This is a genomic window from Mucilaginibacter sp. OK268 (assembly GCF_900103125.1).
In the GTDB taxonomy this organism is placed as follows: Bacteria; Bacteroidota; Bacteroidia; order Sphingobacteriales; family Sphingobacteriaceae; genus Mucilaginibacter.
The window spans coordinates 1-23709 of record NZ_FNJV01000009.1; the positions used below are offsets into that span (position 1 = coordinate 1).

20 protein-coding genes are annotated in these 23709 nt (G+C 43.7%); 12 read left to right on the forward strand and 8 right to left on the reverse strand.

Features of this window, described 5'->3' with window-relative positions; translation table 11 throughout:
• Positions 1-233: 233 nt before the first annotated feature.
• The gene (locus BLR84_RS23260) at positions 234-2285 is read right to left on the reverse strand and encodes a M13 family metallopeptidase (RefSeq protein WP_090472663.1); all 2052 of its coding nucleotides are present in this window, start codon (positions 2283-2285) and stop codon (positions 234-236) included.
• Positions 2286-2373: 88 nt separating this feature from the next.
• The gene (locus BLR84_RS23265) at positions 2374-2616 is read right to left on the reverse strand and encodes a helix-turn-helix domain-containing protein (RefSeq protein ID WP_090472664.1); all 243 of its coding nucleotides are present in this window, start codon (positions 2614-2616) and stop codon (positions 2374-2376) included.
• 400 nt (positions 2617-3016) lie between these two features.
• Here BLR84_RS23265 and BLR84_RS23275 point away from each other — a divergent pair, with 400 nt between their 5' ends.
• Together BLR84_RS23275 and BLR84_RS23280 are read left to right on the forward strand one after the other, a co-directional pair.
• A complete protein-coding gene (locus tag BLR84_RS23275) occupies positions 3017-4156 on the forward strand; it encodes an acyl-CoA dehydrogenase (RefSeq protein WP_090472666.1) in 1140 nt (379 codons plus the stop codon).
• 299 nt (positions 4157-4455) lie between these two features.
• Positions 4456-5700 carry a peroxiredoxin family protein gene (locus BLR84_RS23280; protein ID WP_090472667.1) on the forward strand — a complete coding sequence of 415 codons (1245 nt, stop codon included), beginning with the start codon at positions 4456-4458 and terminating at the stop codon, positions 5698-5700.
• 166 nt (positions 5701-5866) lie between these two features.
• On the opposite strand, the gene BLR84_RS23285 is transcribed toward BLR84_RS23280, so the two are convergent.
• A complete protein-coding gene (locus tag BLR84_RS23285; RefSeq protein WP_090472668.1) occupies positions 5867-6616 on the reverse strand; it encodes an ABC transporter ATP-binding protein in 750 nt (249 codons plus the stop codon).
• Between the two features lies 1 nt (position 6617).
• Positions 6618-8093, reverse strand: coding sequence for a DUF5687 family protein (locus tag BLR84_RS23290; protein WP_090472669.1), 1476 nt, complete (start codon positions 8091-8093; stop codon positions 6618-6620).
• A gap of 219 nt (positions 8094-8312) precedes the next feature.
• Between BLR84_RS23290 and BLR84_RS23295 the strand changes: the two genes are divergently transcribed.
• Positions 8313-8681 carry a hypothetical protein gene (locus tag BLR84_RS23295; protein ID WP_090472670.1) on the forward strand — a complete coding sequence of 123 codons (369 nt, stop codon included), beginning with the start codon at positions 8313-8315 and terminating at the stop codon, positions 8679-8681.
• Positions 8682-8911: 230 nt separating this feature from the next.
• A complete protein-coding gene (locus tag BLR84_RS23300; RefSeq protein WP_090472671.1) occupies positions 8912-9325 on the forward strand; it encodes a BrxA/BrxB family bacilliredoxin in 414 nt (137 codons plus the stop codon).
• Between the two features lie 132 nt (positions 9326-9457).
• Here the strand turns inward: BLR84_RS23300 and BLR84_RS23305 are convergent, their stop codons facing one another.
• The 3 genes from BLR84_RS23305 to BLR84_RS23315 all read right to left on the reverse strand — a co-directional run bounded on the left by BLR84_RS23305 (position 9458) and on the right by BLR84_RS23315 (position 11471).
• Positions 9458-10738 carry a replication-associated recombination protein A gene (locus tag BLR84_RS23305; protein WP_090472672.1) on the reverse strand — a complete coding sequence of 427 codons (1281 nt, stop codon included), beginning with the start codon at positions 10736-10738 and terminating at the stop codon, positions 9458-9460.
• Between the two features lie 212 nt (positions 10739-10950).
• Positions 10951-11253, reverse strand: a complete 303-nt coding sequence (locus tag BLR84_RS23310; RefSeq protein ID WP_090472673.1) for a type II toxin-antitoxin system RelE/ParE family toxin — start codon at positions 11251-11253, stop codon at positions 10951-10953.
• Positions 11238-11471: a hypothetical protein gene (locus BLR84_RS23315; RefSeq protein WP_090472674.1), complete on the reverse strand. Its 234-nt coding sequence runs from the start codon at positions 11469-11471 to the stop codon at positions 11238-11240. Before BLR84_RS23315 ends, BLR84_RS23310 begins: the two co-directional genes overlap by 16 nt.
• Positions 11472-11536: 65 nt before the next feature.
• On the opposite strand from BLR84_RS23315, the gene BLR84_RS23320 reads away from it, so the two are divergent.
• The gene (locus BLR84_RS23320) at positions 11537-12190 is read left to right on the forward strand and encodes a DNA-3-methyladenine glycosylase family protein (RefSeq protein ID WP_090472675.1); all 654 of its coding nucleotides are present in this window, start codon (positions 11537-11539) and stop codon (positions 12188-12190) included.
• A 135-nt stretch (positions 12191-12325) separates the two neighbouring features.
• Here BLR84_RS23320 and cphA read toward each other — a convergent pair whose 3' ends face one another.
• Positions 12326-14959 carry a cyanophycin synthetase gene (cphA, locus tag BLR84_RS23325; RefSeq protein WP_090472676.1) on the reverse strand — a complete coding sequence of 878 codons (2634 nt, stop codon included), beginning with the start codon at positions 14957-14959 and terminating at the stop codon, positions 12326-12328.
• A 268-nt stretch (positions 14960-15227) separates the two neighbouring features.
• On the opposite strand from cphA, the gene BLR84_RS23330 reads away from it, so the two are divergent.
• The 7 genes from BLR84_RS23330 to BLR84_RS23360 all read left to right on the forward strand — a co-directional run bounded on the left by BLR84_RS23330 (position 15228) and on the right by BLR84_RS23360 (position 23355).
• Positions 15228-16148 (forward strand): cyanophycinase, encoded by a 921-nt coding sequence (locus BLR84_RS23330; protein ID WP_090472677.1) that lies wholly within the window; start codon positions 15228-15230, stop codon positions 16146-16148.
• Positions 16149-16333: 185 nt separating this feature from the next.
• Positions 16334-17176 (forward strand): isoaspartyl peptidase/L-asparaginase, encoded by an 843-nt coding sequence (locus tag BLR84_RS23335; RefSeq protein ID WP_090472678.1) that lies wholly within the window; start codon positions 16334-16336, stop codon positions 17174-17176.
• A gap of 156 nt (positions 17177-17332) precedes the next feature.
• Positions 17333-17956: a tetratricopeptide repeat protein gene (locus tag BLR84_RS23340; protein ID WP_143013978.1), complete on the forward strand. Its 624-nt coding sequence runs from the start codon at positions 17333-17335 to the stop codon at positions 17954-17956.
• A gap of 188 nt (positions 17957-18144) precedes the next feature.
• Positions 18145-20292: a carboxy terminal-processing peptidase gene (locus BLR84_RS23345; protein WP_090472870.1), complete on the forward strand. Its 2148-nt coding sequence runs from the start codon at positions 18145-18147 to the stop codon at positions 20290-20292.
• 224 nt (positions 20293-20516) lie between these two features.
• The gene (locus BLR84_RS23350; RefSeq protein WP_090472680.1) at positions 20517-20978 is read left to right on the forward strand and encodes a MaoC family dehydratase; all 462 of its coding nucleotides are present in this window, start codon (positions 20517-20519) and stop codon (positions 20976-20978) included.
• 302 nt (positions 20979-21280) lie between these two features.
• A complete protein-coding gene (locus tag BLR84_RS23355; protein ID WP_090472681.1) occupies positions 21281-22294 on the forward strand; it encodes an LLM class flavin-dependent oxidoreductase in 1014 nt (337 codons plus the stop codon).
• Positions 22295-22620: 326 nt separating this feature from the next.
• On the forward strand, positions 22621-23355 hold the full coding sequence (locus BLR84_RS23360) for an acyl-CoA desaturase (protein ID WP_090472682.1): 735 nt from the start codon (positions 22621-22623) through the stop codon (positions 23353-23355).
• The last annotated feature ends 354 nt before the right edge of the window (positions 23356-23709 follow it).

Sequence of the window (23709 nt, forward strand, 5' to 3'; positions counted from 1 at the left end):
TAAGGTTGATGAAAAGGAAGCAGGGTCTTAATCGCAATGTGAGTCACTAACTCGGAGCGAAGCTTAGTTTACCCTGCTTCTTGCTCAATCAAATAATCCAATATAATAATTATGCTAATCTAAAGGAGCGTAGCGTGGCAATCCCCGATTTGTAGAGCCGCTCTGTATAGTTAGGGATTGCCACGCTACGCTCGCAATGACGCTATTTTTGATGTTTTCAGGCTTGCGGCATGCTACCAGATCTTCACCCTTTTATCTGGATCCAGCCACATTTTATCGCCTTTTTTAATATGAAATGCTTCATAAAACTCAGGCACATCGGTAAACGGCCCGTTTACGCGCATAAAGCCAGGGGCGTGAGGATTGGTCAAGATCTGGCTGGATAATGACTCCTGGCGGTCCTGCCCGAGCCAACCCAGTGCATAGCCCAGAAAATAGCGTTGTACCGGGGTTAATCCATTAATGGTTTTTCCTTCTTTATATTGATTGGTTTTCTTAAAGGCGTCGAGTCCTATCACAATGCCGCCCAGGTCGGCAATATTTTCACCTTGTGTGGCTTTACCATTTACATGCAGGCCGTAAATGCTATAGCCATTGAATTGATTCACGAGCATTTGCGCCCGTTTGGTAAACTTTACGGAATCCTGTGGCAGCCACCATGCTTTCAAATTACCTTCGGCATCAAACTGGCGACCTTCATCGTCAAAACCGTGGGTCATTTCGTGACCGATGGTAGAGGCCGCCGCGTAGCCATATATCACCGCGTCATCAATATCCTCATCTTTTGCGCCGGGAATAGTAAATATGCCTGCAGGTAATACAATTTCATTATTTGATGGATTGTAATAGGCATTATAGGTTTGCGGGGTGATGCCCCATTCGGTACGGTCAACGGGTTTGCCCAGTTTGGCAGCGCTGTATTTATGCCAGAAATTATTGCCTCGCATTACATTCAAAGCATAGGGGCCTCGATTAATCTCCAGGGTCGAAAAATCCTTCCATTTATCCGGGTAGCCTACCTTAGGCATTACTTTGCTCAGTTTATAATAAGCTTTTTCTTTGGTGGCAGGACTCATCCAGTCCAGTTTTTCAATATGTTCTTTGAATGAGGCTCGCATTACCTCCACCAGGTTCACATAACGCTCTTTGGTTTTTTCGGGGAAGTACTCCTTTACAAATATCTGTCCCAAAACTTCGCCCATGACCCCGTTTTCGGTATCCAGTACACGTTTCCAGCGTGGCAGTTGCTCTTTTTTACCGTTAAGAATGGTGCCGTAAAAACGGAAGAGTTCCTGGTCAAAAGGCTTGCTCAGGTAAGAGCCAAACTCAGATACCAGGTTTTTGCGCAGGTAATTTTTCCAGTCGTCTATACTATAGGTATGGAGTGCTTTGCTGAACGCCCGGTAATATTCGGGCTGACCAACAATAACGGTATCCACCTTCTTGTAATCCATTTTTTCAAATGTCGGTTTCCAGTCTACCTCTGGTACCAGCTTGCTTAAGCCCGCCAGCGGCATTTTATTATAGTTATGATAGGGATCGCGCAGATCTTCGAGTTTGCGGCTGCTGTCTGCCAGCGATTTTTCGAGGGCGTATGTCTGTGTGGTGGCCAAGGTAGCAGCATCGGGCTGTAAGCCGATCAGCTTAAATATTGTAGGTAAGTGTTTTTGCTGATAATCGTTCCGAACGGCAACGCTATGCGCATCTGTATTAAAATAATAATCACGGTCGGGCAAACCTATACCATCCTGACCAAGCTGCAGGACGATCTTGGCGCTGTTTTTAGCATCCTGCCCGGCATAGGTACCCAGGGGGGTAGTAACACCGATGGTACCCAGGTGTGCAAACTCTTCTATTAGCGCTTTAATGTCTTTTACCTGGTCAATTTTAATCAGCTCATCTTTAAGTGGCGATAAGCCTTGCTTCTCGATATCAACAGTATCCATACCGCTGAAATAAAAATCACCTATTTTTTGGGTATTACTGCCTTTGGGGGCACCGGCTTTAAGCGCATCCTCATTTATTTTTTTCATGCGGTTACGTAATTCCTCTTCTACCACATTGCCTATTCCCCAGGCTGCATAGGCCGGAGGGATCGGATTTTTTTTGAGCCAGGTACCATTCGCATACTTAAAAAAATCGTCGCCGGGTTTTACCGATGTATCCATATTTTTAAACACGGGATCATTATCGGCATAGGTCTTGGTTTTATCGTTACAGGCTGAAAGCGCCAGCAAGCCAAAAGCAAAAGCGATAGCTGTCGCGGGGGATGTTCTTTTGATCATAAATTTTTTTATTGTGTATGTTAAAAAATACAACGGATGTATGGAATAATAGAATTTGAAATAGCAATTTAATAAAAAAAATACCTGTTTAATAAATGCCTTGAAAAAAACCGGCTAAAGAAACATCAAAATAGTAACAAACCTTCCTTAATGTATCCAGCCTGATATCGATTTTACCTGATTCTAAACGGGCTATATTGATGCTTGTTTCGGTAAAGAATTTTTCTTGGGTTACCTGATTCTGCCTTCTCAGATTTTTGATTTGCAGGGCTACTTTTTTCTTAAAAGCTTCATCGGAGTTGGTAAGGTATTCAAAATCAGTAAGTAGCATGTGTGGTGTCGGCTTGGTTTATAAATCGGGAAATTACCTTTATGAAAAAATAAATAATTATAAGTATTTAAAATTGCGTAAAAATATTGATAATAATATATGTCTGAACGGATATTTACTGACGTTTAAGTTAGCAAAAATTAAAAATTGTGGCAACAAAATTGTTTACTACAACTCGCCCTGCATTTGATCTGTGAAAAAAATTAAAAATCATCTACCAATGAAAAACTTTTTTTGAATTCTCAGACGCCCAAGTTGAGATTTTTTGTTCTTTGTTTTGGGTTTAATCAATAGTTTAAATTAATTAGGGGAAAGGGAGCTTTGAAAAAAGCTCTCTTTTTTTATGCAATAAATTTGCTATGCATGCATAGTAATCACTATATTTATTTTTTTAAATATTATGCATTTCGAATTTACAGAAGAACAACTCATGATACGCCAGGCGGCACGCGATTTTGCACAAACAGAATTGAAGCCGGGAGTGATAGAACGCGACGAACACCAGAAGTTTCCGGCCGATCAGGTGAAAAAACTGGGAGAGCTGGGTTTTTTAGGAATGATGGTTTCGCCGCAATATGGGGGGAGTGGTATGGATGCTATATCCTATGTGTTGGTGATGGAAGAACTCTCCAAGATTGATGCCTCCGCATCGGTAGTAGTTTCTGTCAATAATTCGCTGGTTTGCTACGGCCTGGAAAAATATGGTTCAGAAGCTCAGAAACAAAAATACCTGGTACCACTGGCCAAAGGCGAAGTGATAGGGGCATTCTGCCTTTCGGAACCGGAAGCTGGCTCAGATGCCACCTCACAACGCACCACCGCCATTGATATGGGCGATCATTATTTACTTAACGGTACCAAAAACTGGATCACCAATGGGAACTCCGCGTCGACCTATATTGTAATGGCCCAAACAGATGCTTCCAAAAAGCATCATGGTATCAACGCGCTCATTGTTGAAAAGGGCATGGCAGGTTTTACAATAGGCCCAAAAGAAAATAAAATGGGCATACGCGGATCTGATACCCACTCCCTGATGTTTACCGATGTGAAAGTGCCTAAAGAGAACCGCATTGGTGATGAAGGCTTCGGCTTTAAATTTGCCATGAGCACTTTAGAAGGCGGCCGTATTGGTATTGCAGCACAAGCATTAGGGATAGCCTCGGGCGCTCATGAACTGGCTGTTCAATACGCCAAAGAGCGTAAAGCTTTTGGCAAAACCATTGCCGACTTACAGGCCATTCAATTTAAACTGGCCGATATGGCTACTGAAATTGAGGCTGCCCGTTTACTATGTCTTAAAGCAGCCTGGTTAAAAGACCACGGCAAATCATATACGCAGGCTGGTTCCATGGCCAAGCTTTTTGCATCAGAAGTGGCTATGCGCACTACTACCGAAGCCGTGCAGATACACGGTGGTTATGGCTTTGTAAAAGAATATCATGTAGAGCGATTAATGCGAGATGCCAAGATCACTCAGATATATGAAGGGACGTCCGAAATACAACGTATTGTAATTTCACGCGAAGTTTTGAAGTAGTGAGCGCAGCGCGGCAATCTCGTAGAATACAAGGCCGTCTTGCATTGTTCGCGATTGCTTCGTCGTTCCTCCTCGCAATGACACGAGGGCCACGCGTCATTAGTAACGCCGTCTAAGCATGGTGGGTAGGCCTCCGCGCTCTACCCTTCGACGGAGCTCAGGGTGACATTCTTTTTTTGAGCGTTACTTATTTGTCATATCTTTTCATACGCTATATCCCCATAGGTAAATAGTTTTGAAATAGCTGGCAGTTTTTATACTTTTGACAAAGTATATCAACTTAGTAGACTATTTTAAAAATGAACTATAGATCGATCATAGCATCCCTGGTACTCGTTTTCCTTTTACAGGTATCATTTGCTCAACCCAAACTCAAAACAGGGGTATGGCGTGGCGCCCTTAAAACAACATCGGGCACGGATATTCCCTTCAATTTTGAGGTGAAAGACAATGGTGGCAAACAAGAGCTTTTTGTGATAAACAGTACCGAGCGATTGAAAGTAACCGATGTGGTAACCAAAGGCGATTCGGTGTTTATCCGCATGCCTTTGTTTGATTCGGAATTTAAGCTGAAGCTGGAAGCCGGTAATTTAAAAGGGAATTGGATAAGGCATTTAGGCGAGCGCGACGCTTTGATCGGGTTTTCGGCCGAACCAAATACTTCATGGAGATTTACCGCGACACCAGAAAAACCTGCCTTTGATGTTAGCGGACGTTGGTCGGCCGTGATTGGTGAAGGTGCACACGCCGATACCACCGTAGGTGAATTTAAACAGACCGGCAACAAACTTACCGGTACATTTTTAACCACAACCGGTGATTACCGTTTCCTGGAAGGATCGGTATCGGGTAATAAATTATACCTGTCGTGCTTTGACGGCGGGCATGCTTACACCTTTACAGCCACTGTTAATGACGCCCAAACCATAACCGATGGTAAATTTATAGGTACATCGTTTGTACAAGCGTGGACAGCTGTTAAAAATGCGAATGCAAAACTACCCGACGCGTATTCGCTTACCGCGTTGAACCCAGGCTATAAAAAAATAGATTTTAGCTTTAAGGATATGAACGGCAAAGAAGTTTCGCTTCAGGATGCCCGTTATAAAAACAAAGTTGTTATTGTGCAGATATTAGGCTCCTGGTGCCCCAACTGTATGGATGAGACGGCCTACATGGTAAACTATTACAAAAAGTTTCAGCCCAAAGGTGTGGAGGTTATAGGCCTGGCCTATGAGCGTACTAACGATTTTGAAAAATCAAAAAAGGCGCTCCAGCAGGTAAAAAACAGGTTTAATGTACCTTATCCTTTGTTGATAACCGGTTACACCAGCAACAAGGCTGAAACAGCTAAAAGCCTGCCCATGCTGGCCAAAGTAGTAGGTTTCCCTACCACTATCATTATTGATAAAAGCGGTGATGTACGTAAGATACATACCGGGTTCAGCGGTCCCGGCACCGGTGAATACTATACCGAATTTATCAGTGAGTTTGAAAAACTGACGAGTGATTTGCTTGCGGAGAAGGTAGAGGCTTCTAAGTAAAGTGCCTTATTATTTATAGACATATGGGAGCTTGTCACCCTGAGCCTGTCGAAGGGGGCGCGTAGAGGCCTTTGCCCACGAGTCTTCGACAAGCTCAGACTGACAGGCCTTTTTTTGCAGCGTTTTTCCAGCTTTAAGCCTTATGCTTTCGGCTTTTAGCTCCTACTTAGTGATTCTCTTCCTGATCAATACCTACAACCGGTGAAGATCCCACAGTTTGTCCCACTCCAAAATAGCTTTCCAGCTCGTTTAGGGTTGATGAACTGGTGGCGATATCTTTAATGATCACACCTTTTTCCATCAGTAGGATACGGTCGCACACATCAGTGATATGGTTAAGGTCATGACTGGATACGATAGTGGTAATGCCTTTGCTCTTATTCGCCTCCTTCAGCATGTTTTTTAGCCGGAACTGCGTACTGGGGTCGATATTGGCAAAAGGCTCATCCAGCATCAGCAGTTGTGGGTTTTGCAACAGGCATGATGCCACACCAACCTTGCATTGATTACCTTTTGACAGGTCGCGGATGTATTTACCCCGGTTTAATATTTCGCCATTAAAAAAATCACCCAAAGCAGCCAATGCTTCATCAACCTGGGCGTGATTTTGCTGATGCAGGCCGCCGATAAAATACAGGTACTCTTCGGGAGTAAGGTATTCTATCAAGAAGCCTTCGTCCAGGTACGATGCGGTGTAAGTTTTCCAGTTTTCGTGCCCGGCAACTATTTCGCCGTTTGATAATATTTCACCGCTTTCCGGGCGTATCAGATCCAATATCATCCGGAACAGCGTGGTTTTGCCTGCGCCATTGTTACCAACCAGGCCAACACTTTCGCCTTTAGCTATGCTCAGTTGTGGGATGTCAACAACAGTAACGTCGTTATATACTTTTTTTAGGTTTTTGATCTCAATCATATTATTTGTTTCTGAAGCCTTCGGCTATCTGGTATCTTTTGGAGTAATAGTCGGCCTCCAGCTGTTTTATCCAATAATTACGGGTTAGTATAAATAGGGTAGCAATAACGCCAAGAGCTATCAATCCCATATCCTGATGTTTAAAAACTAAAAACGGCAGGTAAATAAGATAAGGTGCCAAAATAAGCGGGAACGATAGCAGCAATTGCGTTGCGCCAACACCCTCCCAGTTAAATGATGCCCCTTTTGACAGGTCGATGCGCTTAAAATTGCGGTTGGCAAAAAACAGTACCATGGTGGTATTGATGCCGATGTTCCATAAATACATGATAAAATGCATTACCACTATCTTCCACCCAAAATAAGCATAGGGGGTGGTTAATAAAAAGGCTACGGTTGATACCGCGGTAAAAAGCAGGTATTTGGCCTTTAAAAAATCGGAAAAACTAATGTTGCTCACCAGCAATCCATCAAAATGCGAGCCCTGCCAGCTAAACATAAACTGCCCATAGCTGATAATGAATATGCCGGTCATGAACATTCCCACAAAAATATACCAGGTTTGACCGTACTGACTGTTGGTGTAAAATATAAGTCCGTAAAACATAAAGAACAATCCCATAACCAGGGCCGAACGGGGGCGCTTGTTACGCAATATCAGCTTTATTTCATTAGCAGCCAGATCGCCAACGGCGCCAAAGCGAGCCAGCACCGGAATATCGGTACTGCTTTTATATTTCTTTACCTTATGAGCGGTAAGCTCTTCCAGGTACATGTTTTGCTTCAGGTACTGGAAGTTAAAATAATACATCACGATGCCTAACATCAGTGGTACAATAGCCAGGGCCGGGATAATAATTAAGCGACCGAAAAAAGCATAGGATATATCATGCAGGGAATATAAGTGCCACCTAAAATCGCAGGTGGTGATCAATATCAGTACGGTGGCAGAAGCCAGGAATACCCAGCCATTTAAGTTTGATTTTCTTTTGATGTATAGTGCCAGGTAATTATTAAAAACCGTGAGACCCCCAATAGCTATAATAAATGCAAGCGCTGTAATAAACCCGGAATCGTGAGCAATGATTTTGAATATAAAGGGCAGAAATAATATAAAAGGCCACAGGTTAAACACCGAAAAAACAGCAGTGAGCGCCAGATACCTCACCAGGGTATTCCTTTTGATAGGCAAGTGCTGATATGGCTGCACCCTTAAGGTTGGCAATTCCTGCAATTGCAGGCGCATCAACAGATCAACCAGGAAGTAGATCAATAGAATACCGCAGAATGATTTAATAAGGTCATCATTCGGGAAGGCGAGCTCCAGCATTTTATCCATACTTATACCTACCAATAATATACAACCAAACAGGTAAAGGATCAAAAAAAACATCACCACACGTATGGCAACACTTTTTCCTGTGTTTTTTGATCGCCAGAAAGCTTTTAATTCATGCCTGATGAAAGTAGATACCATGGGCTGTTTAAAGTATTAGGTTAAGTATGGGCTCAATATACAAAATAAGAAACAAGATAGGAGAGGCAAGAGATAAGAATCAAGAGCCAAGAGATAAGAATAAAACAACCCCGGGAAATTTGCGAAGGCAGGTAAATATTTTTAAAATATTAGTTATAAGTGCGTTAAACCAAAGCCAAAGAGTTAGTCTATCAACTAAACAACAACTCAAATTTACTTATGAAAAAAGCAATTCTGGTCCTGGTGTTGATTATTGGCTCGGTTTATCAGGCCTTTGCCCAGCAAAATGGCAAAACCAAACATATGATCATCTCTATTCTGGAGAAATCCGGTAAGCCAATATTCGGCCGTACTCCTCCAAATGTATTTATTACCCGCGATGATACAGTTCAGGTTCAAAAATATGTAGAATTTAACCTCAAAGTTAAAGCGAGTGAGCAGGAGGCGGCTCACGAGAATCAGATAATGCAGTTACTGGAACCTTATTATATTGGTGGCTGGAAATTGGTTAGCGTTTCCCCGGCTCAAACTTTTAATGTTGATGACAATGAAGACATGACCAGGTTTTTCTTTACCAAAGACGAGTAGGGAAGGGTGAGAGGAGGCAAGCGTCAGGAATGAGGATTCGAGGAAAGTCGCCTGTTGGTTGATTTAGTTTTAAATATATAGAAACTAATATATTTATTAAAATATGTGGAAAAGTCTCAGACTTATACGCTTTGTTATATAGTATTTTTTCATTTATATTTATAATGATATTCAATTATAATAATACCCTGAAACCTTAACCATATTTACTCACTTTAAAATAATAGTTTATGCCTTACTCTCCTTTATTAATAAAACCCTTCAGAGATGAAATATCAGAAGTGGGCGTTCAAGAATTACTCACGCCGAATGACGTTGATGAAATCATGAAACAGACTGGCACTACGCTGATTTTTATCAATAGCGTTTGCGGTTGTGCCGCCGGTACTGCACGCCCTGGAATTAAATTGGCGCTGGAACATGATAAAAAGCCCGACAGAGTAGCCAGCGTGTTTGCCGGGCAGGACCTGGATGCAACCGCACGGTTCCGCACTTATGTATCAGATATTCCCCCATCTTCTCCCTCATTTGCGCTGTTTAAAGATAATGAGTTGGTTTATTTCATACCCAAACACAGGATCGAATCCCGGGATGCAAATTCGGTTGCTAATGATTTAATAGCAGCATTTGATGAGTTTTGTTAAAGCAGATAACTTCTTTTGCTAAGATTTACCCCTTGCGCTCGTTGCAACGAGCGCAAGGGGTGTAAGAGTCAAAAACCTGATGGAAATTCCCCCTTTTCACACTCTTGATTCTTGACTCTAATATCTTGCTTCTCAATATTTATACCTGTCGCCCCAGAGTTTTCTTAACTTTTCTTTTGATTCGTTCTCTTTGGCGTTATTGCCTGGCTGGTAAATCTGTGTACCGCGGATGGCATCGGGTAAAAAATCAAGATCAGTAAAATTACCTTCGTAGCTGTGGGCGTATTTATAGTCTTTACCGTAGCCTATATTTTTCATGAATTTGGTTGGCGCGTTACGCAGGTGCAAGGGCACGGGCAGATCGCCGGTTTGACGCACCAGGGCTATGGCTGCTCCAATGGCCGTTGTAGCCGAATTACTTTTGGCTGATGTAGCCAGGTAAATAGCCGTTTGTGATAAGATCAGTTGCGACTCGGGCATGCCGATCTTATTAACCGCCTCAAAACAGCTTTGGGCAAGTAACAGCGCGTTGGGGTTAGCATTGCCGATATCTTCGGATGCCAGGATGAGCATTCGCCGGGCAATAAACAGCGGGTCTTCGCCGCCTACGATCATGCGGGCCAGCCAGTATACGGCTCCATTTGGATCTGAACCACGCATGGATTTAATAAAGGCCGAAATAATATCATAATGCTGTTCGCCGGTTTTATCGTACAGGGCCATGTTTTGCTGTACATGTTCCAGTACAACCTCATCAGTTAAAACTATTTCGGGTGTATTAAAGGCGTTTACCAGCAGCTCGAATATATTGAGCAGCTTACGGGCGTCGCCTCCGGAAAGACGGAGCAGGGCTTCATGATCTTTGATAATGATCTTTTTATCCTTCAGTACCACATCCTCCTTCATGGCCTTGTCCAGCAGGTTGAGCAGGTCTTCCTCGACCAATGACTGCAGGATATATACCTGGCAACGCGAAAGCAAAGCCGAGATCACCTCAAACGACGGATTTTCGGTAGTGGCGCCAATGAGCGTTACAATACCACGCTCCACAGCGCCCAATAACGAATCCTGCTGCGATTTGGAAAAGCGGTGGATCTCGTCAATAAACAATATAGGTAACGTTTCGCCCAGTTCTTTAAGCTGTGATGCTTTTTCAATTACCTCCCGAACATCTTTGACGCCGGAGTTAATAGCACTCAGGGAAAAGAACGGCCGGTATAACGACTGCGAAATGATATAAGCCAGGGTAGTTTTACCAACCCCCGGCGGCCCCCAGAATAGCATGGAAGGCAGCGAGCCCGATTCGATGGCTTTACGTAAAACCGCGCCCGGCCCTACAAGGTGTTTTTGCCCCACATAATCGTCGAGCGATCCCGGGCGCATACGTTCGGCTAAAGGAGGCAGATTGTTCATAAAGGTAAAATTCAGAAAACTAAATGCTAAATCCTAAAAAAATTAGTAATTTAATCGGCGTTATATCTAATTCGTCATTGCGAGCGCAGCAATCTCATCCCAAGTATAGGCATGCGAGGAGATGGCTTCGTCGTTCCTCCTCGCAATGGCTGTAAATTAATATCATAATCAACAAACCCATGCTCAAACAGTTTAAGCATTCCAACTAATGGTTAGGTCTTATTCTTCTTGGGATTTTGCCTTTTATCAATAAAGGCAATCAGTTCAATGCGTTGACTTTTAGGTTTGATTCTATAAACCAATGAAACTTGTTTTATGATTACACCGATGTGTGTATGTTTTATCCTGGCGGATTTACGAAACATTAATGGTTGAGTTTGTAATGTTTCGAGATACTCATTTACACGGGCTGTAAAGTTAAATAGCTCTTTTTCTGTCCAGTGTTCTTGTAGATAAGCTATTCTTTTGCCAAACGTTTCAACCGCTTTTTTGGTCCATACTATTTCAATCCCCATTTTCCGAATAGTTTTACCACTTCGGCATGAGGAACAGTTTCGCCACGATCGGCCTCTGATATACCCTCCAATATGTCTTTTTGCTGTTCAGTTCCCAGCTCATCAAACCAGTCGGCTTTTCTGCCAGACAAAAAGGCTTTCACATCCATAATTAAACCCTCATCATTGGAGTTCAGGATAGTTTGTAAAAGATTTAGCTTTTCTGCTTGAATGTCCATACCATTGAATTTAATGCTAAAATAATTATTTATTTTGTGAAAAGCACCAATTGATCAACATCCTAATGTTAAAACAGTTTAACCACTCCAACTACCATTCCATTTGCGATGAGCTAGCCCAATCAGACGCCGACCTGGCTCATATCATTAACACGCATGGTTACCCGCCCTTATGGTCAAGACCCAATACTTTTGAAACTTTGGTGCATATTATTCTGGAGCAACAGGTTTCGCTGGCCTCTGCTTTATCGGCATTAAATAAATTGAAGGAGTATATACAGGAGATCACCCCGGCAAGGGTATTGCTTTTAACGGATGAAGAATTTAAAGCCTGCTATTTTAGCCGACAGAAAACTACCTATACCAAATACCTCGCCGAGGCCATCATCAGCGGGCAGATCAATTTAACTGAATTAGAACAATTGCCCGACGATGTTATCCGCGCCAAACTAACCGCCCTCAAAGGCATCGGTAACTGGACTGCCGATGTATACCTGATGTTTGTACTGCAGCACGCCGATATTTTCCCAATAGGTGACCTTGCTGCGGTAAATGCATTAAAAAGAGTAAAGTCCTTACCCAAAGAAACCACCCGGGAGGAATTAATCGCCGTAGCCGAAAAATGGGCACCATATCGTACGGTAGCGAGTATGTTGTTGTGGCATTATTATTTGAGCGCGCCAGCCCCCCGGCCCCCTAAAGGGGGAGTGGATACGTAGGGTTAATTCCAACCATAATAAACGCGTCATTGCTTCGTACCTCGCAATGACGTGAGAATAAACAAAAAACGCGCGGCTCCAGAAGCCACGCGTAAATAAGATTTTCAAAAGCTCCCACTTCAGGGGGCTGGGGGGTTATACATTAAACAAGCCGTTCCGTTCCTGTTCCTGGTAGTTTTGTACGGTTTCAATAGCGTTATCCACCACATCGCTCAGGGCGGTGATAAAGGTGCCAGGTTTGGCCAGGCTCATAGCATGCTTTATGGCGTCAACCTCTTTGGGTACTATTTCCACAGGTTTGTTCGCATCAACAGATTCGATACCTTCTTTCAATAAACCAATGATGTTCTCGGCAGTGCGGCCGCGCAGGTGTTTTTCCTGGCGCAGGATGATGTAATCAAACATTTCGGCCGATATTTTACCCAGCTCGCGAATGTCGTCGTCGCGCCTGTCGCCGGTGCCGGCTATGATACCTATTTTAAGCGGCGAATCGATATGGCTTAAAAATGCCTTGATACCGTTATAGCCATCGGGGTTGTGCGCGAAATCGATCATGAAACGGAAATCCCTGAACTCAAAGATGTTCATTCGTCCCGGTGTTTGCGCTGCCGATGGAATAAAAGTTTCTAAGGACATTTTAATGTCCTCGGTCTTGAATCCCCATAAAAACGTAGCCAATGTAGCGGCCAGTACGTTCTCGATCATGAATGGCACGGTGCCTCCAAAAGTAAGTGGAATGAGGATGGTACGCTGCACGCGGATCTTCCAGTCGCCTTTTTGAATGGTGATGAAACCGTTTTCGCAGATGGCCGCTATACCCCCCTTGCGACAATGCGACTTAATGATAGGATTGTTTTCATTTAAGCTGAAATAGGCAATGTTACAATCGGCTTTGTTGCCAATACGTACACAATGCTCGTTATCAGCATTCAAAACACCCCAACCATCTTTTTTAACCGAATTCAGCACTACGCTTTTTACACGTGCCAGATCGTCAAGAGAATGGATATCGGCCAGCCCCAGGTGATCTTCCTGTATGTTGGTCACCACACCTATATCGCAAAAGCCAAAACCCAGGCCCGAACGCAGGATGCCGCCACGGGCGGTTTCCAGAACGGCAAAATCAACCGTTGGGTCGCGCAGTATGAATTCGCTGCTTACCGGGCCGGTGGTATCGCCCTTCAGCATCATGTTGTTCTGTACGTAAATACCGTCGGAGGTGGTAAAGCCTACCCGGTGGCCGTTATTCTTAACAATGTGGGCTATCAAACGTGTGGTAGTGGTTTTACCGTTGGTGCCGGTAATAGCAATAATAGGGATCCGTGCAGATTTACCGGTAGGGTAAAGCATATCCAATACATGCCCAGCCACGTTGCGCGGAAGGCCCTCGCTCGGGGCTATGTGCATGCGGAAACCCGGCGCGGCATTTACTTCCAAAACCACACCGCCGTTTTCGGTCAGCGGCTCGGTCAGGTTTTCGGCCATAATATCGATACCGCATATATCCAGACCGATAATTTTGGAGATGCGCTCGCAGATAAAAATATTCTGTGGATGCACATGGTCGGTCACATCAACAGAAGTACCGCCGGTGCTCAGGTTGGCGGTTGATTTTACAAAGATCTTTTCACCTTTGGCTGGTACGGTTTCCAGCGTATAGCCTTTCTTTTCCAGCAGGTCGAGCGTATCGCGGTCAATGTCAATGAGCGTTAAAACCTTCTCGTGCCCGTAGCCGCGGCGTGGGTCGGCGTTTTCTTTGTCGATGAGTTCCTGTATCGTAAGGGTTCCGTCGCCTATAATATGTGCCGGATCCCGCAGGGCGGCCGCCACCATTTTATTATCGATCACCAATACGCGGAAATCATAGCCCGTAACAAAACGCTCTACAATTACTTTGTATGATATTTTGGCGGCATGCTGGTATGCGGCAATGGCCTCTTCTTCGGTTTTAATATTGATGGATATGCCGCGCCCGTGGTTGCCGTTAAGCGGTTTAAATACTAAAGGGAAACCTATTTTGCGGATAGCTTCGGTCACACCTTCCAAAGAAGATATGGTGATGCCTTTGGCAACCGGGATGGCCTGTTCCTGCAGCATGCGCTTGGTTTCGTCTTTATTGCTGGCAATATCGACGGCTATGCTGCTGGTTTTTTCGGTCATGGTAGCCCGGAAACGTACCTGGTTTTTGCCATAACCCAACTGCACCAACGATTGATTATTCAACCTGATCCAGGGGATATCGCGGGCAATGGCTTCTTCCACAATGGAGCCTGTACTCGGGCCCAGGCGGGTATTTTCCCGTATCTCGCGCATTTGTTGTATATCCGCCTCTAATTGCACGGTATAATCTTCACCCGCTATTAAAGCTTCGGCTATGCGTACTGCCGATTCTGCTGCAAAAACACCCACCTTTTCTTCCAGGTAGGCAAACACTACATTATATACACCTTTGGTTTTGGTTTCGCGGGTGCGGCCAAAGCCGGTATCCATGCCCGCCAGGGTTTGAATTTCTAATGCGATGTGCTCTATAACATGCCCCATCCAGGTACCCGCGATAACTCGCTGAAAAAATCCGCCCGGTACGCCTGGCGAGCAACGATGGCTGTACAGGCTGGGCAACAGCGTTTCCAAACGGTCATAAAAGCCCTCAATTTCATTGGTGGGCTTATGCTCCATCTGCTGCAGGTCAAGCCGCATTTGTATTAATTTTTTACGACGGATGCTCCAGATGTTTGGTCCGCGTAACACTTGTATATTCTCGATCTTCATACCTTGGTTACAAAAATTTTAGCCGGCTTAATTTCTTTAAAACTATAAAACTTAATAGTGTAAATAAAACTTTTAAAGGTAAAAAGGCATTAAATGTTCACAACAGCCTGCGTTTGTGCGGGTTTTTATCTTAATTTGTATTTAAAACCGGTTGATTAGGTGAAAAAGTTGACGGAGTAAATGGTTATTTATGGGATATTGCCCAATTTAGGCTAACTCGGTCGGCCTGATATAGCCCAATCAGCCCCTTCAACTAAATATAAGAACTATGACTGTCCCGAAAGGAAAACTAATCATTATAGGCGGAGCTGTAGACATGGGGAGTAACGTGACCATCCAGGAGCACATCATGCAGCCCGATTATATTAAATTTTTTGAACAGGGAATTTTAAAGCGAATTATTACCGAATCTGACAAGCACGAAGGTTCATTAATTGAAGTAATAACCACAGCCTCGCAGATCCCGGAGCTTGTTGGCAATGAGTATGTGAAGGCTTTTGGGCAACTAAATGTAACCAATGTAAACGTATTGCATATTAAAAGCCGGGAGGATGCCGGTAACCCGGAATATCTCGACCGGATCCGCAAGGCCGATGTGGTGATGTTTAGCGGAGGCGACCAACTGAGGCTTACAGCCATTTTTGGCGGCACCGAATTTTTACAAATACTGAAGCGACGTTATCAGAACGAAAACTTTGTGATAGCAGGTACTTCGGCAGGCGCGGCGGCAGCTTCCACACATATGATATACCGCGGGCAAAGCAACGAAGCCCTGATCAAAGGCGAAGTGCAGATCACGGCTGGTTTGGGTTTTATCGACTCGGTAATTGTAGATACCCACTTTGTGCAGCGTGGTCGTATTGGCAGGTTAATGTACGCGGTGGCAACCAATCCCGGCATTTTGGGTATTGGTTTGGGGGAGGATACAGGATTGCTGATCACCGAAGGCAATATGATGGAGGCCATTGGTTCGGGACTAATTATCCTGGTGGATGGCCGTAATATTGTGGCCACCAATATTTATGATGTGGAGATGGGCTCGCCGGTATCTATCGATAACCTCAAAGTACACGTAATGTCTATATTTGATATATATGATCTTTCTCAGCACCGCTTGATCATCAAAAAAACGGTGAAGGTAGAGGAAGGCGTTTTTATACAGGCCCCGGATAGCGACCTGTTACAATAAAACCCCGCCCAACCCTCCCCAGAGGGGAGGGCTTTAAAAATGAGAGGACAATCAAAAGTCTCCTCCTTCGGGGGAGATTATTACATGAGGGCTTCGCCGTTTAGAGGGGGTGTTTGCTAATCAAAATAAACCCATCACAAAAGAGTTATAGTTTATACAAATTTGATCAATTAACTCAGTTTAATATGAAGATCATTATACACGGCGGTTTCTTTAGCGAATCGCGAACCAACCAGGAAGTAAAGCAGGCCAAACAACAGGCTTTGAAAGAAATAGTAGAGGCCGGTCATAAATACCTGCAAACGCACAACGCGCTGGAAACGGTAGTGTACACGGTGAGGTTATTGGAGGATTGCGATCTGTTTAACGCGGGTACCGGTTCACAAATTCAAAGCGATGGCAGGATTAGGTTGAGCGCGTCTTTGATGGATGGTAAAACGCAACGCTTTTCGGGAGTGATCAATATTGAGGATGTAAAAAACCCTATATGTATAGCCGAAAAGCTATTGGCCTATGATGATAGGGTGTTGAGTGGCAAGGGAGCCCGTGATTTTGCCACCGAAAATGGCATAGGCTATTATAACCCCGAAACCCCGCAGCGGCGCCACGAGTATGAACAAAAACTGCGTGATTCTATTCGCCTGGGTACCGTAGGCTGCGTAGCGCTTGATATTTATGGCGACCTGGCGGCAGCTACCTCAACAGGGGGTAAAGGCTTTGAGATACCGGGCCGCGTAAGCGATTCGGCCACTACTGCCGGTAACTACGCCAATGCCCATGCGGGTATTTCCTGCACCGGTGTTGGCGAGGATATTGTAAGCGGCTCTGTTGCTTCAAAAATTGTTACCCGGGTTACTGATGGCATGCCTATATCTGCAGCTACTGATAAATCATTGGATGAATTAAAGCCTTTTAACGGATTTGCCGGCATCGTTGGAATATCAGCCGATGGTCATATTTATCATGCCGATACCCATCCTTATATGGTTTGGGCCCTGCATGACGGCGATGTGGAAGTTTTTGAATAAAAATTAAAATAATTAATTATAACATTAGGTAGGATTACTGCGTTAAAGGAACTGTCTGTGTAAACTACGCACATACAGGGTATTGCATATAATAATATTTATATTATTATATTTGTTTACTGATTAATTTAAATTAAACCCAGTTAAAAAGATTAAATGAGAATCATTTTACTTGTATTCTTATGTTCACTTAGCCTCTCCGCGTCTGCACAGTGGTATAAGTACAACCCTTTCAGAAAGCATGAACGCTATCCGCAGATCGCGCTTTTGAAAGACCATTCTATCAAAAGATTGCCTCTTGCACAAGTAGCGAAACCTAAGATCATGTACGCTCAAATAGAGCGCACTCCATATGCTCTTTTCCTGATGGAAGCATCGGTGATGAAAACGGCCCAGCATAATATGCGTTTCCGGGTGTATAATTCGGCCAGCTATAATTTTAGTGATCTGGCGCAGATGTATTTGAAACAGAATAGGTTATCGGAGGCTAAATGGTACCTGCTGCAAAGCTTGCAGATATCGCGCCAGCAAAATGATAATAGGCATACCATCACCAACCTCATTAACCTGGCCGCGGTAAAAACCGGCTATGGCGATTTCCCGCAGGCTAAACAGGATCTGATCGAAGCCCGTACCATTGCCAATTCATTAGGCCTTACCATGGATGTAGCTGCGGTTGATAAACAAATGCGTTATTTGGAAGAGAATAAGACCCGTTTAAAAACCGAGATCCGCTATGCGGAAACCGCTGATACTGACTCCAAAGCAGCTATAAAGTAAAATTTTTATGTAACATTAGCGTAAAATGCTGGTAGTTATATACTACAAGCAAAACATTATCGTATAATTGTTATTGTAATTAAGAGACAGTATTTCAACTGTCTCTTTTTATTTACATTTAGCAAATTAATAAAAAGGCACAAGTATTGATGTTTTACACGAACCCCGATTTAACTACAGTAAAAGATATGTTTAAGAAAGTATATTTAGTATTGCTACTGGCTGCCGCACTTGCTTGTAAAGCGTCGCCGTCAAAACCAATAAAAGTCCCTGGCTCCACTGATCTGCAACCTGATGAACAGCAAAGTGTTGTTTGTAAGCAGATCACCTCATTGATTTTAAACCATAATTATAAAAAGGTTGATCTGAATGATTCTATTTCGAACGTAGTTTTTGACCGGTATATAAAACTGCTGGACGAAAACCACAGTTATTTTTTAGCATCTGATATCAAAGATTTTGAAAAATATAAAACCGTTTTGGATGACGACCTGAAGAGTGGAAATTTGAATGACGCGTTTTATATATTCAATGTGTTTCAAAAAAGATACCTGGAACACGTAAACTATTCGCTGGCACAGATCAACACCAACTTTGATTTTAATAAAGATGAAAACTTTGTTTATGACCGCGATAAGTTACCATGGCCAGCTACACAAGCTGAAATGGATGCCATGTGGGCACAACGTGTAAAATACGACCTGCTGAATCTGAAATTAGCCAGCAATGATATGGCTAAAAACAAAGAAACGCTTAAAAAACGTTACCAGAATTTATTGACGCAGGCCAATAAACTATCCAATCAGGATGTTTTCCAGTATTTTATGGATGCCTTTACCGAGGCTATTGATCCGCATACCAATTACTTTAACCCATCAAACGCGGCAAACTTTAATATCGAGATGTCGCGCCAGTTAGAGGGTATCGGAGCTTCGCTGCTTACCGAAAACGAATACGTGACCATTAAAACCATAGTACCGGGCGGCCCTGCCGATAAAAGCCACCAGGTGAATATCAACGACCGTATAGTTGGTGTTGCACAAGGTAAAACCGGCGAGTTTCAGAATGTAATAGGCTGGCGGGTTGATAACGCCATTGCTATCATACGCGGATCAAAGGGTACTGTAGTCCGGCTTGAAATATTACCCGCAGGTGCCGGTGTCGGCAGTAAACCCAAAGTTATTGAACTGGTACGCGAGAAGATCATCTTAAAAGATCAATCAGCTAAAAAAGAAATACGCACCTATAACAACAATGGTAAAGCCGTTAAAATAGGGGTTATATCTATACCGGCTTTCTATATCGATTTTAACGATTATAAAGCAGGTAACCCGAATTACAAGAGCACAACCCACGATGTTAAGCTGATACTGGACACCCTGAAACAACAAAATGTGGATGGTGTAGTTATTGACCTGCGTGAAAATGGTGGTGGCTCTTTAATGGAGGCGATTGAGCTTACCGGCTTATTTATCAAAACCGGACCGGTAGTACAGGTTAAAGACACCCAAGGGCAGATAGAGGTGGATAAGGACGATGATCCGGGAGTAGCCTATTCTGGTCCGTTGAGTATCCTGGTTGATCGTTTCAGCGCTTCGGCATCAGAAATATTTGCCGGTGCAATACAGGATTATGGTCGCGGTATTATCATGGGTACACAAACCTATGGTAAGGGATCGGTTCAAAGCGCTATTGATCTGGACAGGGTCTTAGGCTCGCCGATACGCGACAAAATCAATCAACTGGCCGGCGCGGCAACCGGAGGAAAGAAAGCAATATCAACAGGTAGCCAAAGCACTTATGGCCAGCTTAACCTGACCATTGCTAAATTTTACCGCATCAGTGGTAATTCAACACAGCATAAAGGTGTAACGCCTGATATTGCATTCCCATCGTTAATTCCGTTGGATAAATATGGTGAAGATACAGAGCCTTCGGCTATGCCATTTGATATCATCGCTAAAACCGACTTTACCAAAGTGGGCAGCTTTACCGGTGTTTTACCACAGCTTCAGAAATTGCATGATCAGCGTATGACCACCAGCGACAGCTATAAATATATGCTGGAAGACATTGCCGATTTCAAAAAACACGATGCTGAAGACAGTGTAACCCTGAACGAGGCGGCATTAAAAAAACAACGCGACGCGGATGAAAAGAAAGCGTTTGAGCACAATAACCTTCGCAGGGTAGCTTTAGGATTACCGGCCCTTAAAAAAGGACAGGCTAAACCAAAAGACGAGGACCTTGACTTTGTAAAACGCGAAGCCGGCCAGATCATGACCGATTACATTAGCCTGGAGCCCAAACTAACAAGCACAGGAATGAAACCGTAAGCCGCCCGACTCCCTGGAGTGGGAGTTTGGATGTGCAGATTTTAGATGTGCAGATATGCAAATAAGTAAGATTACGCAGGATATAAAAAAATCTGCACATCTGAAATTTGCACATCTGCACATTTTTTATTCCCCCTTCAGGGGGCTGGGGGGAATTTAATTTTAGTTCATGTAATTAAATTTATTGTAATTACTTTGCTGTACAAATTATAAACCGAATACTGATGATCATTGTAAATAATTATAACGAGTTTGAGGCGCAATTAGGTAAAGAGTTAGGCGTATCTGAATGGCATACCATAACCCAGGAGCAGATCAATAAATTTGCCGATGCCACGCTCGATCACCAGTGGATCCATACCGATCCGGAAAAAGCTAAAACCGAAAGTCCTTTTAAAACTACCATCGCGCACGGTTATTTGACCCTGTCGCTCATCCCGTATCTGTGGAAACAGGTAGCCGATATCCGCAACCTTAAAATGGAGATCAACTATGGCATCGAGAGCCTGCGTTTCGCGCAACCGGTATTGGTAAATGATAAAGTACGATTGAAAGTGAAACTCTCCAACCTGATCAACCTGCGCGGCGTTACCAAAACCACCATGGCCATCGAACTGGAAATTGAAGGTCAAAAGAAACCCGCCTTTGCCGGCGATGTGGTTTTCCTGTATCATTTTATTGACTAACACCCTGCCCAACTCTTCCCAAAGGGGAGGGCTTTAATAATAAGAAAAGCGTCATTGCGAGGTACGAAGCAATCTCTACGCAGGCAGGTTAGTCATTCAAGGTTTAAGCTGTTCTATTCGCTCTGTATAGCATAAAGATTATTAATGTTGTGTTTGTTTTCATTGGCATTAATGAGCTCCCTCCGGTCGGTTGTCTTCGTACCTCGCAATGACGTGGTTTGTATATTATAATCCCAATGCCATAAAAAGCTCCTCATAAACCCGCGTCGCAACCCTATCATTACATTTGTGTTTATCATATTATGGACACAAAGAAAATCCGTTTAAGCGTGCTTGATCAGTCGCCGATAAGAAAAGGCGCAACCGCCGAGCAGGCCGTAAAAGAAACCATCGAATTAGCAAAATATACCGAACAGCTGGGCTACACCCGTTATTGGGTTTCCGAGCATCATAACACCGGCATCCTGGCCGGCTCAACACCCGAAGTACTGATAGCGTACCTGGCTTCACAAACCCAGCGCATGCGTATTGGCTCGGGAGGTATCATGATGCCCAATCACAGTACCCTAAAGGTTGCCGAAAACTTCAGGATGTTGGAAGCTCTTTTCCCGGGCCGTATTGACCTGGGCATGGGCCGCGCGCCGGGTACCGATCGTATTACCGCGTCAGTGCTTAACCCATCAAACCAGTTCAGGGAAGATGATTTTGTAGAACAGTTGACCGATCTGAACAATTATTTTCATGATACTTATGAGCCGGGTACCGTACAGGCCAGGATAAGGGCCATTCCGCAGGTAAAAACCGTGCCCGATAAATGGCTGCTAAGCTCCAGCGGGCAAAGCGGTTTGTTTGCTGCCCACTTTGGTATGGGCTTTTCCTTCGCGCATTTTATAAACCCCAGCGGTGGTCCGCTCAACGTAAAATTATACCGCGAACGTTTTCAGCCATCAGACGATCTGGCGCAGCCGGAAGTGAACGTAGCCATATTTGTTTTTTGCTCGGAGGATGAGGAAAAAATAAAGCAGCACCAGGCCGTGATGGATCACCGCTTTTTGCAGTTTGAAAAAGGCGGCCCTATTGTACCACTGAGTTATGCCGATGTAAAGGATGTGGTGTATGATCCGAGTGAGTTGGAACGCATCAGGCAGAACCGCTACCGGGTAATTACGGGCACACCTATGGAAATAAAGAAAAAACTAACCTGGCTGGCCGAAGATTATGATGTAGATGAAATTATGGCTGTAACCATCACCGAAAACTTTGATGATAGGTTAAAATCATATGAATTGCTTGCCCGGCAATTTGAATTGGAATAATTCCAAAAGGCGCCTGTATAGTCCCAAGAAATATGTCATTGCGAGGAGGAACGACGAAGCAATCTCCTCGCGTTCAATATACAAGCGAGGAGATTGCCACGCTGCGCTCGCAATGACATATAGGAGAAGTGTTATAGATTGTGCCGCGAGGTATGTTTTTCGCCACCCTTCCCGCGCAATAAAAAAACTTTCTCCCACAAACACACACAATCACCTTTTTTGCGTTAGATAGTAATCATTCTGAAACTGTAAAAACTTTATTTCGGTTTTAATCGTATCTTTGGAAAGATTATAAATAACATTCAAATTCTAATTCATTCAATTCAGTGGTAGTCATCATATTCTTTATAGCGCACTGGTTTTTGTCGCTATTCTTCCAAACGTTCTTTTTACACAGGTATGCTTCTCACAAAATGTTCACTACTAACAAGTTTTACGAAGGGACATTTTACCTGCTTACTTATATCTGCCAGGGCTCCTCGTTTTTAAATCCAAGGGCTTATGCCATTATGCACCGTGAGCACCATGCTTACAGTGATACCGAGAAAGATCCGCATTCGCCGCACTTTTTTAAAGATGTTTTTCAGATGATGATCTACACCTCAAAAAGCTACAGCATGCACGTTAAAAGGTTGTCAAATCCAGAAGAGCGTTTTAAAGGAAACATCCCCGAGTGGCGTTTTGTTGACTACGTAGGCTCATCCATGGTATCACGTATATCATTTGGTATCCTGTATATCGCTTTTTATGTGGTTTTTGCCACACAATGGTGGATGTACCTGTTAATCCCGATCCATTTTTTAATGGGGCCTATCCATGGCGCTATCGTAAACTGGTGCGGTCATAAATATGGTTACGCCAATTTTGACAATGGCGACAAATCAAAAAATACCACCCCATTTGATTTTTTAATGCTGGGCGAATTATTTCAGAACAATCACCACAAAAACCCAAACAGGGCCAATTTTGGTGCCAAATGGTTTGAGATAGATCCTGTTTACCCGGTGATGAAACTGATGCACTGGATGCGCATTATCAAATTAAGAAAAGCATATTTATAAGCCGAAAGCCGAAGGCTCAAAGCTGAAAGCGAAAAGTAAGATCTCTGGATGTTACTTTTCGCTTTTTTGTTTGATAGCTTTCGGCCTTAAGCTTAAGCATTCCTCCCCCGCGCGTCATTGCGAGGAGGAACGACGTGGACAACCGACCGGAGGGAGCTCATTATTACCTTTAAAAAACAATTAACAACATTAATAATCCCCGATATGCAGAGCGTCTCTGTAAGTCGGGGATTGCCACGCTGCGCAATGACGACTTTTTAAGAGCGTAGCGATGATCGAGTGAGTCTAATCGTCGTTTTTATAGCTTTATGCCTTAAGCTTTCTGCTTTCTGCTTATTTTCGGCTTTCCGCTTT